We start from the raw sequence: 15,093 nt of genomic DNA on the forward strand, positions 1-15,093 counted from the left end.
ACGGAATGTTAAGATAAGTCGTTGAAGGATTGCTAACTCCTGTGCCCAAAAAAGCCAGAGAATGGTGATCGCCTGACCGTTAAATTCCCCAGTTAGACTGCCCATCGGTTCCCTATCCCAAGTCCCATGTTAAAAGCCCTCTTTGGTGATCCCAATACCCGCAAACTGAAAAAGTTTCAACCCTACGTGGCGGAGGTCAACCTCTACGAAGAGGACATTGAAAAGCTGTCTGACGATGAGTTGAAGTATAAAACCGTCGAATTTCGGGAAGCGTTGGATAAGGCCCGCAGCGATGCGGAAACAGAAGAAATCCTAGACGAAATTTTGCCAGAAGCCTTTGCCGTGGTGCGGGAAGCGGGGAAACGGGTGTTGGGTATGCGTCACTTTGACGTGCAACTGTTGGGGGGCATTATTCTCCACAAAGGGCAAATTGCGGAAATGAAAACTGGGGAAGGAAAAACCCTGGTGGCCACTCTACCTTCCTATCTGAACGGTTTAACGGGCAAAGGGGTCCATGTGGTGACGGTGAACGATTACCTGGCCCGGCGGGATGCGGAATGGATGGGGCAAATCCATCGCTTTTTGGGCTTAACGGTGGGTCTAGTACAGTCCGGCATGAATCCTGAGGAAAGGAAAAAGAATTACGCCTGCGATATTACCTACACCACCAACAGCGAACTAGGGTTTGACTATTTACGGGACAACATGTCCACCGCCATGATTGAAGTGGTACAGCGCCCCTTTAATTTTTGCATCATTGACGAAGTTGACTCGATTTTAATTGATGAAGCCCGTACTCCTTTGATCATTTCTGGTCAAGTGGAGCGCCCCACAGAGAAATATTTGCAAGCGTCGGACATTGCCGCCCAGTTGGAGCCGGAGATTCATTATGAAGTGGATGAAAAACAGCGTAACGTGCTCATGACCGATGAAGGCTTTGAGAAGGCGGAACAATTGTTACAAACCACGGATTTATTCGACAAGAATGATCCCTGGGCCCACTACATTTTCAATGCCATCAAAGCGAAGGAATTATTCCTCAAAGATGTGAATTACATTGTTCGTAATGGGGAAGTCGTGATTGTGGATGAATTCACCGGTCGGATTATGGTCGGTCGCCGTTGGAGTGACGGTTTGCACCAGGCGATCGAAGCTAAGGAGCGGGTGGAAATCCAAAAGGAAAGTCAAACTTTGGCCACTATTACTTACCAAAATTTCTTTCTGCTTTACCCCAAACTTTCCGGCATGACGGGGACAGCCAAAACGGAAGAAACGGAATTGGAAAAGGTTTATAACCTCCAGGTAACCATTACCCCTACTAACCGTCCTTCTAGCCGTCAGGATTGGCCCGATGTGGTCTATAAAAACGAAGAAGCAAAGTGGAAAGCGGTAGCATTGGAATGCGAAGAATTGCACCAACAGGGTCGTCCCATCCTGGTGGGTACTACTAGCGTGGAAAAATCAGAAGTTATTTCCCGACTGTTGCAGTCCAGCGGCATTCACCATAACTTGCTCAATGCTCGGCCGGAGAATGTAGAAAGGGAATCGGAAATTGTGGCCCAGGCAGGACGCAAAGGGGCGGTAACCATTGCTACCAACATGGCTGGTCGGGGTACGGACATTATTTTGGGGGGGAACTCGGACTATATGGCTCGCCTGAAAGTGCGGGAATATTTAATGCCGAAAATTGTCCGCCCGGAAGATGACGAACTGGGGGCTGGGGTAACAGGTTGGGTCAGTGGCCGAGAAAAACCCCAGGGGTTTGGCAATCAAAATGGCAAAAAAAAGGTGAAAACCTGGCAAGTATCGCCGGACATTTACCCCACTACCATTAGCCAGGAAACGGAAGACTTACTCAAAAAAGCTGTTAAATTTGCAGTGGATCAGTACGGTCTGCAAAGTTTAACAGAACTGGAAGCAGAAGACAAATTGGCGATCGCCTCGGAGAAGGGCCCCACCGATGATCCTGTGATTCTCAAACTGCGGGAGGTGTATAACCAAATTCGCAGGGAATACGAAGTTCTAACCTCAGCGGAACATAAAGAAGTGGTAGAGTTGGGGGGACTGCACGTCATTGGCACGGAACGCCATGAATCCCGTCGGGTAGATAACCAATTGCGGGGGCGGGCTGGTCGCCAAGGGGACCCGGGCTCCACACGCTTTTTCCTCAGCTTGGAGGATAACTTACTCCGCATCTTCGGCGGCGATCGGGTGGCGGGACTAATGAATATGTTCCGGGTGGAAGAAGATATGCCTATTGAATCCAAAATGCTCACCGGTTCCCTAGAAGGGGCCCAGAAGAAGGTGGAAACCTATTACTACGACATCCGTAAGCAGGTGTTTGAGTATGACGAGGTGATGAATAATCAGCGGAAAGCTATCTATGCAGAGCGGCGGCGGGTGCTGGAAGGTTTGGATTTAAAAGAGCAGGTGCTAGTTTATGCCGAAAAAACCATGGATGAAATTGTCGATGCATACGTCAACCCGGAATTGCCCCCGGAGGAATGGGACGTGGAAAATATGCTCGACAAGGCTAAGCAGTTCGTTTATTTACTCGAAGACCTAACGGTGGAAGATTTGGGGGATATGACCGTGTGGGAAATGAAAACCTTCTTCCACGAAGAAGTCCGCAAAGCCTATGATCTGAAAGAAACCCAGGTAGATAAGGTGCGTCCAGGACTAATGCGGGAGGCGGAACGGTATTTTATCCTCCAACAGATCGACAATCTCTGGCGGGAGCATCTCCAGTCCATGGAAGCTCTCCGGGAATCCATCGGTTTACGGGGCTATGGACAAAAAGATCCCTTGATTGAATATAAGCAAGAAGGTTATGAAATGTTCCTGGAAATGATGATCGATATCCGCCGCAACGTGGTTTATTCTCTCTTCCAGTTCCAGCCCCAGCAACAACCCCAGGCCGTTTAACCCTAGTCCTAGTCAGTCAAGTTTTGTGCGGAAGGGGAGATTTGGATTTAGGCAAATGCCACCTCCCCAGTTTGATTGGGGGCTTACATGGTCTTAACTGCCGTTAGACTTTTGCCTGAAACTCCCTGAGCATTGACTCCAGTGATTCCCTCGGATTTAAGCACCAATCTTCTCCCCGCAAATAACCCACATTTCCCCCTGGGCAAACCGCTCTGAGGGGCAGATTTTTTTCATCCAAATAGCGATGAATTTTTTCCACACTGGCTTGCTGACGGGGCCAGTGGAATGTTTTAGCCTGCTTAATGGCCCTTAGATTACCTTCCCCATCGGGCAGTAAATGACGGCCGGTGAAAAGAATACCGCCGTTCTCTCCCCAGTAATAGCAACTAGCACCGGGAGAATAACCAGGAGTCCAGATGGCCGTGAGGAACGGGGCCATCGCCAATTGTTCCCGAAAACGACATATCCTTGCCCCGGGCAAAAGGTAAGCCTCCTGTTCCTGTACCACCACCTGACAGCTTAACTTTTCCTGGATTGTTTTCACTTTGGGGCCATGGCCATCTCGATGGGTCAGACATAGCCAACGCACCGGGCCTTGTTCCCCCAACCATGCTTCATTGTCTTCATGCCAAGCCGGACAATCGATCAACACATTGCCCTCCCCAGTGATTAATAAATAGGCTGTTCCCCCCAGGGTGTCCCGATTGGGTGCAAAACGATACAGGTTGGGCAGAATTTGACGGGGTAATTTGGCGATCGCCATGGAAAAATAGGTTACGGGTAGGGAAGGATAACGAAAGGATTCGGCGGGTAGGGCAAAATCTTGTCAGCAGACTAGGAATAGCAATTAAGCCCAAGCCCAACTACTTTAACTGTTCAAGTTGTTTTTCCCTCATTTCACTGGGCTTTTTAATATTTGGCTTTGGAGCCATCCCCAATAATTTTTGATTAATTTGTTCCCTGGTGTTTTTGCTATAACTAGCCCAGGGATCGGGCAAAAACATATCACCGATGCTGATAAAAGCCAGACCAGCAATCACCGCTGGAATGGCAAGGGAGCGCAAAATTTTAAATAGACTTGCCATAACGCTATGCCTCCACAATCAAATCTCGATTGGACTACCTGTGTTTCCATTCTAGGGTAGGGCACCATGGCGAAAGCCACTAAAACCAACTCCAAGGCTGTCTAGTGTCTGCGGGCTTGGTTTACACTGGATCAACATAGGGCCAACTCCTTAGTCCCCCTTATGCGGACTTCTGTACAGACCCCCATTCGTTAACCCCCAGCGATTTTGAGAGGATAAGTAAGACATGGGATTATTTGACCGTTTAGGCCGCGTCGTCCGGGCTAACCTCAACGACCTCGTCAGTAAAGCTGAAGATCCAGAAAAAGTTCTGGAACAGGCCGTGATCGATATGCAGGAAGACCTGGTGCAACTCCGCCAGGCCGTTGCCCGCACGATCGCCGAAGAAAAACGAACAGAGCAACGTCTTAACCAAGACACCCAGGAAGCCAAGAAATGGGAAGACCGGGCAAAATTAGCCCTCACCAATGGGGAAGAAAATTTGGCTAGGGAAGCCCTGGCCCGCAAAAAAAGTCTGACAGATACGGCGGCGGCGTACCAAACCCAGCTAGCCCAACAGAGGACCATGTCGGAGAATCTCCGTCGCAACCTCGCGGCTCTAGAAGCAAAAATTTCCGAAGCTAAAACCAAGAAAAATATGTTGCAGGCCAGGGCCAAAGCGGCCAAGGCTAATGCTGAACTGCAGCAAACCCTCGGGGGCTTAGGTACTAGCAGTGCTACTAGTGCTTTTGAACGGATGGAGAACAAGGTACTGGATATGGAAGCCACTTCCCAAGCGGCAGGGGAGTTAGCCGGCTTTGGCATCGAGAACCAGTTTGCCCAGTTGGAAGCCAGCAGTGGGGTAGAAGACGAGTTGGCCGCCCTGAAAGCTTCCATGGCCGGTGGAGCATTACCGGGAACCTCTGCCGCTACGCCCCAACTCGAAGCGGCTCCTGTTGATTCCTCAGTACCAGCTAATAATGCCAGTCAAGATGATGCGGTGATTGACCAGGAATTGGACGACCTACGTCGTCGGTTAAATAATCTGTAATTGGTTTAACTCAGCCAGTAAAAATCCCCCATTAACCTAGGTTTTGGGGGAAATTGATCAGATTGAATTACAAATGCTAGTGGGTCAGACTCCAGCAACTATGATTAGGGGTTCGAGTTTCCCTACAGGAAGCAATCAAAGCCTCGATCACCCACAGCCAGAACTGGGCAATATTACCAGCTAGACTTGGTTACACCGGGCAAAAGACCCTGGTGGGCCCATTCCCGTAAAACATTGCGGCAAAGGCCAAAGTCACGGTAGTAGGAACGGGGACGACCTGTAACCTGACAGCGGTTACGGCGACGGTTGGGGGCGCTATTGCGGGGTAAATCCTGCAATTTTTGGTGAACAGCTAATTTGTCTTCTAGGGTTTCAGCTTGACGGAATTCTTCTTTGAGCGCTTCCCGTTTAGCAGCATACTTTGCTACCAAGCGGCTACGACGCTTATCCCGCTCGATCATGGATTTTTTTGCCATCGGGGTTTAACTTTATTTCTTTAGTCTAAAAATTGAGCACTCCCCATCATATCACACTGCTTGGGGACACAAAGGTTTATGAAAGGTAATGGAACTAGACGAACACGGAGGGATTCGAACCCCCGACCCTCAGGACCGGAACCTGATGCTCTATCCACTGAGCTACGTGTCCAGGACAGACTTGGGCTGACCCTTTCATCTTGCGAAAAGAATTCACACCAGCTATCAGCGTAACATTTCCTGCACCGATTCGGAAGCTAACTGGGCACCATTTTCCAGTAACCAAGCTTCCTGACTGGGAGCTAACCCCGGATTGTCACCAAAACTGAGATTTTCCACCTTTGCGCCACTGAAATTGACGTTTTGGAGAGTGGCTCCCCGCAAATCCGCTTCCCGTAGGTCTGTGCCGATTAAAGTTGCTAGGGCTAAACTACTTTTACGAAAATCAACTTGGCTGAGATTAGCCCCTTCTAGGTAAGCGCCACTCAGGTCTGCACCCCGAAAATTGGACCGGCGGAGATCGGTATTACTCAAATCGCTGTCGGTCAGAATAGCTCCCCGGAAATTGCTGTCCATTAGTTGGCCATTACTAAGGTCAATGCTGTTGAGGTTAGCACCCACAAATTTGCCTCCCGCCAAATCCCGTTGCGGGTCCAAACCGACTAACTTCCCCAGGGTAAGGCAATCCAACTGGGGGGAGTTGATGATTAATTGCAGGCGATCGCCAAGGTTCCCGGTGTCTGCTTCCGTTACGGTGCGATTATTTTCGACATTGTATAGAGGTTGCCAGATAATTTGAGGATCGGCATCGACTGATTTGCTCAGGAGCCATTGACCCCAACAAAGGGCCGGAGTTAGGTAATTTTCCGCTATAAACTTAGCCAACAGGCGATCGGCAATAGCCAATTGGTTCGGACTCAAATCCGGTGGCCACAGGCCTTGGGTTTCGGCGATCGCCACCTGCCGAGCTTCTGCTTTAACTTCTGCCTGGAGTCGGGCCCATTGTCCAGTTAGGGCAAGTTCAACATTTACAGTTTGGGGAGAAACAGCTTCTGACGGGAAAACTATCTCCCCCACATTAAAAAATTTTTGCCCATGGTCAGTGGTCGCGCCTTCAGCCTGGACTGTTAAACTAATGCCCCGTAGCCAAAAGCGCAGTTTTCCCCCCAACAGTGATAACCATTGACCGTCAGCTTGGGGAATTAAAGTCAAAGCCAGATGGCCCTTTTCTCCCTGGGTCTGCCAATGGAAATCCGCCCCCAAAGCCATGGCCGAAAGATGGGGGTTAAAAATTTCGAGGGAGGAAAAGGTCGCCATAGTCACAAAAATCAGCTTTTTTCTCAAGTCTAGGTTAATCGGGGCAAAAAGTCCCCTGGGCAGACGTTGTGGCATTGTTCATGGAGTCCCGTCCCATTAATTTTTCCTGAAAGACTGGAATTACGGCTCGAAGAATATATCCCTTGGTTTACAAATGTTAGGGACGAAAAATACGGCACGATCAACCTCTCCAGCCCTTTAACCAAACCTTTACTAGGGCTTAACCTTCAACCAGCCGGGGCGACTTTAATATACAAAAATGTTGATAGATGCCCTAAAGCTACCGTCAACGGCTAATCACAATCGACCACCCTGGGGGCGGAGAAGTAAAAATGTTTGATTTAAGTCGATTGAGCCGGGGCATTGTCCCTATGGCTTTGCTCTTGTTGGGAATTTCTGCCTGTACACCATCCCAGACCAGTCAATCGATCGCCATTAATGGTTCGAGTACGGTTTACCCCATTACCGAGGCGATTGTTGCAGATTTCTCTGGGGGTAAGAAAGGGGTCGACATTGATGTGGAATTTTCTGGCACTGGCGGCGGTTTTAAGCTATTTTGCGAGGGTAAAACAGACATTGCTGACGCATCCCGCCCCATTAACAAGCAGGAAATGAAATTATGTAATGACAACCAGGTGCGGTATGTGGAATTGCCCATTGCCTTTGATGCCATTACTGTGGTCAGCAATCCCAAAAATGACTGGCTGAAAAGTTTGACTGTCGAAGAGCTAAAGCGCATTTGGGAACCTGCCGCCGAAAAAACCTTGACCCGCTGGAACCAAGTCCGGCCCGAATTTCCCGACCAACCTATTAACCTCTACTCCCCCGGTGAGGATTCTGGCACCTTTGATTACTTCACCGAGGCGATCGTTGGTCAAGCTGGAGCTAGTCGTCTCGATACCCTAAAAAGTGAAGACGATGAAATTTTGGTGCAGGGAGTTGTCCAAGACCTTTATTCCCTAGGCTATTTTGGCTTTGCCTACTACGAAGGTCGTATTGCTGACTTGAAAGCCATTGGGGTCGATAACGGTAGAGGACCAGTGCTGCCTTCCCGAGAAACGGTGGAAAAATCTGAGTATCAACCCCTGTCCCGCCCTTTATTTATCTACGTCAACGCAACCAAAGCCCAAGATAATCCTGCCCTACGGGAATTTGTCGATTTTTATCTGGCCAACGCCTCTGCCACTGCCACCAAGGTTGGTTATATTCCCTTGCCCGAGGAAGCCTATAACCTAGGCAAAATTAGCTTCAACAAAGGGGAAGTGGGCACGGTCTTCGGTGGCGAAAGTGTTATGGATCTGACCATTGGTGAGTTGTTAAAGAAACAAGCCTCCTTTGAATAATAAACAAGGGGCGAAGCCGTCAGAGTTTGTTTGAAAAGTCAAAATCAAAGGATTTATCCCCCTAAATCTCCTTACTAAAGCTCCGGCTTAAAAAGAGGGACTTGTGTAACAGTTTCCCCCTTCCAAAGGGGGCTAGGGGGGATTAAACAGCCAAAACAGAACTTTCCAAACACTTTCTCAAGGGGCAAGTATTGGGGATTCCCAGGAAGAAAATCCCAATTCCATAGACCTTAACCTTCCCTTTACCATGGTCTGGCTTAATGACTGTATCATGAGCAACTGTTTAGCCAGATTATACAAATCCGCGTCGAGAACACATCAATGACTACTTTCAAGCAGATTAAAAAGTTGTCCAAGCATTTAGTGCCCACAGCTTCTATCCTGGCACTAACTGTTGGTCTGGCAGCCTGTGGTGGCGGTGGTGGTGGTGGTGACACAGCCCAAACCGGTGGTGGTGATGCAACTACAACTACTGCCGCAGATGCCTTTGCCAGTAAAGTTTCCTTGACCGGTGCCGGTGCTAGTTTTCCTGCTCCCCTTTACCAAGGCTGGTTTGTGGCCCTCAATCAAGCTGTGCCTAACTTAGAAGTTAACTATCAGTCCGTGGGTAGTGGTGCTGGGGTTGAGCAATTCATGAGTAAGACCGTGGATTTTGGTGCCAGCGATGTGGCCATGGACGACGAAGAGATTGCCAAGGTTAACGGTGAAGTGGTAATGCTTCCCATGACCGCTGGTAGCATTGTTATGGCCTACAACTTGCCTGGGGTGGAAGGGTTGAAGTTATCCCAGGAAGCCTTGGCGGGCATCATGTTGGGCAATATTACTAAATGGAATGACCCCAAATTAGTGGCGGATAATCCCGATTTGACCTTGCCCGATCGCCCTATCACGGTGGTGCATCGTTCCGACGGTAGCGGTACCACGGCGGTTTTCACCATGAACTTGGCCGCCATGAGTCCCGAATTTAAGGAAACCATCGGTGACGGTAAAACCGTTGAGTGGCCCACCAGTAAAGGTAAATTCATCGGTGGTAAGGGTAACGAAGGTGTAACCGCTGGTATTCAACAAAATGAGGGAGCCATTGGCTACGTTGAATATGGCTACGCCACCAACAATAACCTGACCATGGCCAGCCTCCAGAACAAGGATGGACAGTTTGTTGTGCCGACCGATGAAAATGCTTCGGCCACCCTGGCTGCAGTCGAACTGCCGGAAAACCTGCGGGAATTCATCACTAACCCCGCTGGGGCTGATTCCTATCCCATTGTTACCTACACCTGGATGTTGCTTTATCCCCAGTACGCTGATGCGGAAAAGGCTAAAGGTATCGAAGCGATGGTGGAATTTGGTCTGAATGAAGGTCAAACCATGGCCCCCACTTTGGGTTATGTACCTTTACCTCAAAATGTGCGGGAAAAAGTGGCCGCCGCTGCTGACAAAATCTCCCCCGATTACACCATTACCTTGAAATAGTTCAGTCGCAAATATCCGAGTGGGGAGGCGATCGCCATTGATCTTCCTTCCCATTTGCCTTTCCTAATTCCCCATTTTTCCATGACCACTGCGCCCTATTCCCGGACAAAGCCCCTGGCTTCCCGCTCCGATCTTGAAAAAAATTTGGAGAAGGGATTTAAGTATTTAACTTTAGCCTTTGCCGTCAGTATTGGGCTGATTTTGCTGGCGATCGCCCTGTTGATTTTGTCTCAGTCGGTGCCGGCAATTAAAGCTTTTGGGCTGGGCTTTATCACCAATAATACTTGGAATCCTGTTACCAGCCAGTATGGAATCCTGGCCATTATGGTGGGCACATTGGTCAACTCCGGCTTGGCCTTACTACTGGCTATTCCCCTGGGCATCGGTACGGCGTTGTTTTTAAGTGAGGATTTCATTCCCAGTAAAATTCGTACTGTCCTCACTTTTATGGTGGAATTGCTGGCGGCCATTCCCAGTGTGGTCTATGGGTTGTGGGGCATTTTCGTCATTATTCCCCTGATTAAACCGGTGGGGATGTGGTTAAACGAATATTTTGGTTGGATTCCCCTCTTTAGCACCCCGCCTGCTGGCCCCGGTATGTTACCCGCCAGTATTGTTTTGGCCATTATGATTTTGCCGATCATTACGGCGATCGCCAGGGATTCTTTGGCTTCCTTACCGCCGGAATTACGACAAGCTTCCTTGGGACTGGGGGCTACCCGGTGGGAAACCATTTTTCGGGTGTTGATTCCCGCCGCTTTCTCCGGCATTGTCGGGGGGATTATGCTGGCATTAGGAAGGGCCATGGGGGAAACGATGGCCGTGACCATGATCATTGGTAACTCTAACCGTCTGAGTTGGTCTTTATTGAATCCTGCCAACACCATTGCTTCCCTACTAGCTAACCAGTTTGCTGAAGCTTCGGGGATGCAGGTTTCGGCGTTGATGTATGCCGGTTTTGTGCTGATTGTTCTTACTTTCATTGTCAATATTTTGGCAGAACTGATTGTGAACAAAGTCAAAGCTAAATATTAGTTTTTGCTGCAATTATTTTTACTTAGGGGCTGTTTGAGCCGTTTCCCTGACTTGACAATTACGGGCGAAATTTAAATCAAAGCTCTGGATTAAGCCAGTCAGTTTAAAAGACGAATCTCGAACTCTCAAACTCTTCCCAAACCTATATTTTTGCTTATTCTCCTAGGCCCTGGCCCCCCAAACCCATGACCGCCGTTAACCTCCAAAAGAAGAAATCTGACCTGAGAGCTATCTTTGGTTACTCCATGACTGCCGTGTCGGCGGCCTGTCTATTGGCCACCGTTATTCCCCTGTTTGCGGTGCTGATTTTTGTTGCCATTCAGGGTTTCCGCAGCCTTAACCTCAACCTTTTTCTCAAACTACCTCCGGCTCCCGGTTTGGCCGGTGGTGGGGTAGGTAACGCCATTATTGGGACTTTCATTGTGGTGGCGATCGCCACGGTGATTGCTGTACCCATCGGCGTTTTGAGTGCGGTTTATCTTTCCGAATTTAGCGGCGATAACCAAGTGGCCAGGGCGGTACGTTTTGCCACTAACCTGTTGAGCGGTATTCCTTCCATCATTGCCGGGGTATTTGCCTACGGTGCCTTGGTGTCTTCGGGGCTATTTGGTTTTTCGGCCATTGCGGGGGGGGTTGCCCTGGCGGTGTTGATGTTACCCACCATTATCCGCACCACCGACGAAGCTTTACAGATTGTGCCCCAGGATATTCGCTGGGCTGCCCTGGGGGTAGGGGCCTACAAATACCAAACTGTTTTATTTGTGGTTCTGCCCGCTGCCCTTTCCTCCATTATCACCGGGGTCACATTGGCGATCGCCAGGGCCGCTGGAGAAACGGCTCCCCTAATTTTCACTGCTTTGTACTCCAACTTCTGGCCCCGGGGACTAAAAGAACCCATCGCTACCCTGGCTGTGTTGGTTTATAACTTTGCGTCGGTGCCCTACAAATCCCAACAGGAATTGGCCTGGGCGGCTTCGTTATTGCTGGTGTTTCTAGTGCTGATTACCAACATCACCGCCCGCTTCTTTACCCGGAAGAAGGCTTATTAGATACTAATTGAATGAGGAATCCCCCATGAACGAATCCCCGGCGCAACCATTAACTGAAACCATCCCCGTCTTTACTACCCAGAACCTAGATATCTATTACGGTAGCCACCGGGCAGTGCGGGACGTTTCCCTGACTATTCCTAAAAATAAAATTACTGCTTTCATTGGCCCCTCCGGTTGCGGTAAAAGTACCATTTTGCGTTGCTTTAACCGTTTGAATGACCTGATTGAAAGTTTCCGACTAGAGGGCAAGGTTCTTTACCATAGCCAAGACCTCTACTCGCCTAATATTGATGTCACTGCGGTGCGGAAATATATTGGCATGGTTTTCCAAAAGCCTAATCCTTTCCCAAAAACCATTTTCGATAACGTGGTGTACGGTGCCAGGGTCAATGGCTACAAAGGCAATTTGGAAGAGTTGGCGGAAGATTCCCTCCGACGGGCCGCCCTCTGGGACGAAGTGAAAGATAAATTAAAAGCCAGTGGTTTTTCCCTTTCCGGTGGTCAGCAACAACGACTTTGCATCGCCCGGGCGATCGCCATGCAACCGGAAGTATTGTTAATGGATGAACCCTGCTCAGCGCTAGACCCCATTTCTACCCTGAAAGTGGAAGAGTTGATGAATGAGTTGAAGGAAAACTACACCATCATCATCGTTACCCACAATATGCAACAGGCCACCAGGGTGGCGGATTACACTGCTTTTTACAACGCAGAAGCCACGGACAAAGGCAATAAAGTGGGCTATCTGGTGGAATTTGACCGAACTGGCAAGGTGTTTGGTGACCCCCAGGAACAGGAAACCAAGGACTATGTCAGTGGGCGCTTTGGTTAAATGGTTCTCTCTGTTTTACTCTGTCAAACCTGGGAAGTCCCTCGGTCTAGAACAACCCAAGCTTTTCCGTTATTAGTAACCAATTATTTTTAAATTTTCAAGAGGATATTAGTTATGGTAGTTTCCAACGGCGTGGCCACGAAGGGGGTGTTAGAAGCCCAGGGCGTTAACGTTTATTACGGTTCCCACCTTGCAGTCAAAGATTGCAATATTTCCATTCCCGAAAGACGGGTGGTGGCTTTTATTGGTCCCTCCGGTTGTGGTAAGAGCACCCTGCTCCGTTGCTTCAATCGCATGAATGATTTGGTTTCCATCGCCAGGGTGGAGGGACGCATTACCTACCACGGTTCGGATATTTATGCCCCCAGCGTTGATCCGGTGGGTTTACGCTGTTCCATTGGCATGGTATTTCAGAAAGCCAATCCTTTTCCCAAGTCAATTTACGAAAACATTGCCTGGGGAGCTAAGCTAAACAATTTCCAAGGGGATATGGACGAATTGGTGGAAACTTCCCTGCGTCGGGCCGCCCTCTGGGACGAAGTGAAAGATAAATTGAAAGCCAGTGGCTTTTCCCTCTCCGGTGGTCAGCAACAACGGCTCTGCATTGCCCGGGCGATCGCCGTTCAGCCGGAAGTAATTTTGATGGATGAACCTTGTTCGGCCCTCGACCCCATTTCTACCTTGAAGATTGAAGGGTTAATGCACGAACTCAAAGAGCAATTCACCATTGTGATTGTGACCCACAACATGCAACAGGCGTCCCGGGTGTCGGACTACACGGCATTTTTCAATGTGGAATCGGTAGACAGAGGTGCCAAAGTGGGCAGCTTAGTGGAATATGGCCCCACGGAAGAAATTTTCCAAAATCCGCTCAAGGAATCGACTCGGGATTATGTCAGTGGTCGTTTCGGTTAATTAACTGTCAATTAACTAATTAAATCAAGTTGGTGAAATTAAATAAATCCAAAAGCCGGGTCAGAGGTGTATAGAAAGTGAACCTTCCATTGAGGCACTTTCTGTGAAAACTACCCGCTCCTTTTTAACATCTACTCTGGCGATCGCCTTTCTTGGTGGTGCCCTCGGCGTGGCTTCGGTGAGTCTTTCCTCTCCCCAAGTCAGCGTTGCCCAAATGATGCAGACCCAGGCCCCCAAAGCCCTGTCCCCTTCCCTCCAAGGCAAACCAGTGGTGGTGGATATCTATGCCACTTGGTGCCCCGGCTGTCAGACCATTGCTCCTACCCTTAGTCAGTTGAAGAAGCAGTACCAGGGCAAAGTGAACTTTGTGGTGCTGGATGTTTCAGACAAGAACACAACCAAAGCGGCGGAAGCTAAAGCCAAGCAGTTGGGGCTAACAACCTTCTTTGAAGCCAATAAAACCCAAACCGCCACCGTTGCCATCATTGATCCCGCCACAGGGATGGTTGTCCAGCAATTTCGTAAAAATGCCAATGCTGGGGACTACGCCAAGGTAATTGATGGGGAAATTTCCAGAATGGCGAAAAAATAGTTGACGCCGGGGGGTTTGTTACCGAAATCGCCCCATTTCTTTTTGCATAATTTTGTCCATTTTCCGACCCGGGGCCACTTAAGCTCTAGCAACCTTGGAGGTTTTATCAAAATATTTCCTCCCCACCGGGGCGCAGGCGGTTTGGTCAGCCTCTGCTTCGCTCCTCGTTGACCAAATTCTGAAATCGCCATGTTAAATCGTGCCCGTCGCTCCTTTTCCTCCATGGCTCCCTGGGCATTTTGCCTAATTTTATTTTTGGGAGCCCTGTCCTTAGTGGTGCTCACTAGTCAATGGGCCTCCCTGACAGCGGGCCTGGATCATTTCATTGCCGCGGTTGAAAATCATTACCAGCAATGGTTTGACCAGCAAAACACCGGCAATCCCCTGGTATTGCTACCTCTGGCTTTTCTGGGGGGACTGCTTGCTAGTTTTTCCCCCTGTATCCTCGCCCTATTGCCGGTGAATCTGAGCTACATTGGCACTCTGCAAGTTACTTCCCGCCGCCAAGCCCTGGGCAAAGCTAGCCTATTTGTCTTAGGTACGGTAATTGTGCTCAGCTTATTTGGCTTGGTCTCCGCCTTTGCCACCGCCGTCATTGTGGACTTTAAGGGCTACGTTCATGTGGCGATCGGCACCATCATTCTGGTCATGGGATTGAGTTTTGCCGGACTAGTTCATTTACCCCTACCCAAAACCCAAATTAATTTGCCTGTGGCAGGGCCCCTGGGGGTGGGTATGACCTTTGCTTTGGTGAGTTCTCCCTGTGCCAGTCCGGTATTATTTGCCGTGTTAGCTGCGGCTTCCACCACCGGTTCCCAGAGTTTAAGTGTGATGGCGATGGTTTTCTATGCTTTGGGTTACACCGCCGTTATTTTCTTCGCTAGCCTGTTCACTGGTTTGATCAAACAGAGCCGGGTTTTACTAAAAAACTCCCATTGGGTTACGGGACTTGGTAGTGGCTTGTTGATGTTAGCAGGGGGATATTATCTGCTGACAGGACTGGGTTGGTTTTTCTAGT

The 15,093-nt window shown here is 49.3% G+C and carries 14 protein-coding genes and 1 tRNA gene; 10 read left to right on the plus strand and 5 right to left on the minus strand.

What is annotated here, in order from left to right; genetic code table 11:
- Nucleotides 1-126: 126 nt before the first annotated feature.
- Complete coding sequence (secA, locus tag H6G46_RS04340; protein ID WP_010873574.1) at nucleotides 127-2,925, plus strand: preprotein translocase subunit SecA; 2,799 nt, start codon at nucleotides 127-129, stop codon at nucleotides 2,923-2,925.
- Nucleotides 2,926-3,028: 103 nt separating this feature from the next.
- On the opposite strand, the gene H6G46_RS04345 is transcribed toward secA, so the two are convergent.
- Together H6G46_RS04345 and H6G46_RS04350 are read right to left on the minus strand one after the other, a co-directional pair.
- Nucleotides 3,029-3,688: an MBL fold metallo-hydrolase gene (locus H6G46_RS04345; RefSeq protein WP_010873573.1), complete on the minus strand. Its 660-nt coding sequence runs from the start codon at nucleotides 3,686-3,688 to the stop codon at nucleotides 3,029-3,031.
- A 100-nt stretch (nucleotides 3,689-3,788) separates the two neighbouring features.
- The gene (locus H6G46_RS04350) at nucleotides 3,789-4,010 is read right to left on the minus strand and encodes a hypothetical protein (protein WP_020862115.1); all 222 of its coding nucleotides are present in this window, start codon (nucleotides 4,008-4,010) and stop codon (nucleotides 3,789-3,791) included.
- 226 nt (nucleotides 4,011-4,236) lie between these two features.
- Between H6G46_RS04350 and H6G46_RS04355 the strand changes: the two genes are divergently transcribed.
- Nucleotides 4,237-5,040 (plus strand): PspA/IM30 family protein, encoded by an 804-nt coding sequence (locus H6G46_RS04355; protein WP_010873572.1) that lies wholly within the window; start codon nucleotides 4,237-4,239, stop codon nucleotides 5,038-5,040.
- A 173-nt stretch (nucleotides 5,041-5,213) separates the two neighbouring features.
- On the opposite strand, the gene rpsN is transcribed toward H6G46_RS04355, so the two are convergent.
- From rpsN to H6G46_RS04370, 3 genes are all read right to left on the minus strand, one after another.
- Complete coding sequence (rpsN, locus tag H6G46_RS04360; RefSeq protein WP_010873571.1) at nucleotides 5,214-5,516, minus strand: 30S ribosomal protein S14; 303 nt, start codon at nucleotides 5,514-5,516, stop codon at nucleotides 5,214-5,216.
- A gap of 99 nt (nucleotides 5,517-5,615) precedes the next feature.
- Nucleotides 5,616-5,688: transfer RNA gene (locus H6G46_RS04365), tRNA-Arg, on the minus strand.
- A gap of 53 nt (nucleotides 5,689-5,741) precedes the next feature.
- Complete coding sequence (locus H6G46_RS04370; protein ID WP_242018581.1) at nucleotides 5,742-6,833, minus strand: pentapeptide repeat-containing protein; 1,092 nt, start codon at nucleotides 6,831-6,833, stop codon at nucleotides 5,742-5,744.
- A gap of 332 nt (nucleotides 6,834-7,165) precedes the next feature.
- Here H6G46_RS04370 and H6G46_RS04375 point away from each other — a divergent pair, with 332 nt between their 5' ends.
- From H6G46_RS04375 to H6G46_RS04410, 8 genes are all read left to right on the plus strand, one after another.
- A complete protein-coding gene (locus tag H6G46_RS04375) occupies nucleotides 7,166-8,176 on the plus strand; it encodes a PstS family phosphate ABC transporter substrate-binding protein (RefSeq protein ID WP_010873569.1) in 1,011 nt (336 codons plus the stop codon).
- A gap of 321 nt (nucleotides 8,177-8,497) precedes the next feature.
- A complete protein-coding gene (pstS, locus tag H6G46_RS04380; protein WP_010873568.1) occupies nucleotides 8,498-9,649 on the plus strand; it encodes a phosphate ABC transporter substrate-binding protein PstS in 1,152 nt (383 codons plus the stop codon).
- An 81-nt stretch (nucleotides 9,650-9,730) separates the two neighbouring features.
- On the plus strand, nucleotides 9,731-10,684 hold the full coding sequence (gene pstC / locus H6G46_RS04385; protein ID WP_010873567.1) for a phosphate ABC transporter permease subunit PstC: 954 nt from the start codon (nucleotides 9,731-9,733) through the stop codon (nucleotides 10,682-10,684).
- Between the two features lie 185 nt (nucleotides 10,685-10,869).
- Entirely contained in the window at nucleotides 10,870-11,733 is an 864-nt protein-coding gene (pstA, locus tag H6G46_RS04390; RefSeq protein WP_010873566.1) for a phosphate ABC transporter permease PstA, read from the plus strand.
- A gap of 25 nt (nucleotides 11,734-11,758) precedes the next feature.
- Complete coding sequence (pstB, locus tag H6G46_RS04395) at nucleotides 11,759-12,568, plus strand: phosphate ABC transporter ATP-binding protein PstB (protein WP_010873565.1); 810 nt, start codon at nucleotides 11,759-11,761, stop codon at nucleotides 12,566-12,568.
- A gap of 114 nt (nucleotides 12,569-12,682) precedes the next feature.
- The gene (pstB, locus tag H6G46_RS04400; protein ID WP_010873564.1) at nucleotides 12,683-13,483 is read left to right on the plus strand and encodes a phosphate ABC transporter ATP-binding protein PstB; all 801 of its coding nucleotides are present in this window, start codon (nucleotides 12,683-12,685) and stop codon (nucleotides 13,481-13,483) included.
- A 103-nt stretch (nucleotides 13,484-13,586) separates the two neighbouring features.
- Nucleotides 13,587-14,075 (plus strand): thioredoxin family protein, encoded by a 489-nt coding sequence (locus tag H6G46_RS04405; protein ID WP_010873563.1) that lies wholly within the window; start codon nucleotides 13,587-13,589, stop codon nucleotides 14,073-14,075.
- 189 nt (nucleotides 14,076-14,264) lie between these two features.
- Nucleotides 14,265-15,092 (plus strand): cytochrome c biogenesis protein CcdA, encoded by an 828-nt coding sequence (locus H6G46_RS04410; RefSeq protein ID WP_010873562.1) that lies wholly within the window; start codon nucleotides 14,265-14,267, stop codon nucleotides 15,090-15,092.
- Nucleotide 15,093: the final 1 nt, after the last annotated feature.

Source organism: Synechocystis sp. FACHB-908 (assembly GCF_014698595.1).
Taxonomy (GTDB): Bacteria; Cyanobacteriota; Cyanobacteriia; order Cyanobacteriales; family Microcystaceae; genus Synechocystis.

Coding starts and splice junctions, on each gene's coding strand:
- secA (WP_010873574.1), top strand. CDS start 127: ATGTTAAAAGCCCTCTTTGGTGATCCCAATACCCGCAAACTGAAAAAG.
- H6G46_RS04345 (WP_010873573.1), bottom strand. CDS start 3,688: ATGGCGATCGCCAAATTACCCCGTCAAATTCTGCCCAACCTGTATCGT.
- H6G46_RS04350 (WP_020862115.1), bottom strand. CDS start 4,010: ATGGCAAGTCTATTTAAAATTTTGCGCTCCCTTGCCATTCCAGCGGTG.
- H6G46_RS04355 (WP_010873572.1), top strand. CDS start 4,237: ATGGGATTATTTGACCGTTTAGGCCGCGTCGTCCGGGCTAACCTCAAC.
- rpsN (WP_010873571.1), bottom strand. CDS start 5,516: ATGGCAAAAAAATCCATGATCGAGCGGGATAAGCGTCGTAGCCGCTTG.
- H6G46_RS04370 (WP_242018581.1), bottom strand. CDS start 6,833: ATGGCGACCTTTTCCTCCCTCGAAATTTTTAACCCCCATCTTTCGGCC.
- H6G46_RS04375 (WP_010873569.1), top strand. CDS start 7,166: ATGTTTGATTTAAGTCGATTGAGCCGGGGCATTGTCCCTATGGCTTTG.
- pstS (WP_010873568.1), top strand. CDS start 8,498: ATGACTACTTTCAAGCAGATTAAAAAGTTGTCCAAGCATTTAGTGCCC.
- pstC (WP_010873567.1), top strand. CDS start 9,731: ATGACCACTGCGCCCTATTCCCGGACAAAGCCCCTGGCTTCCCGCTCC.
- pstA (WP_010873566.1), top strand. CDS start 10,870: ATGACCGCCGTTAACCTCCAAAAGAAGAAATCTGACCTGAGAGCTATC.
- pstB (WP_010873565.1), top strand. CDS start 11,759: ATGAACGAATCCCCGGCGCAACCATTAACTGAAACCATCCCCGTCTTT.
- pstB (WP_010873564.1), top strand. CDS start 12,683: ATGGTAGTTTCCAACGGCGTGGCCACGAAGGGGGTGTTAGAAGCCCAG.
- H6G46_RS04410 (WP_010873562.1), top strand. CDS start 14,265: ATGTTAAATCGTGCCCGTCGCTCCTTTTCCTCCATGGCTCCCTGGGCA.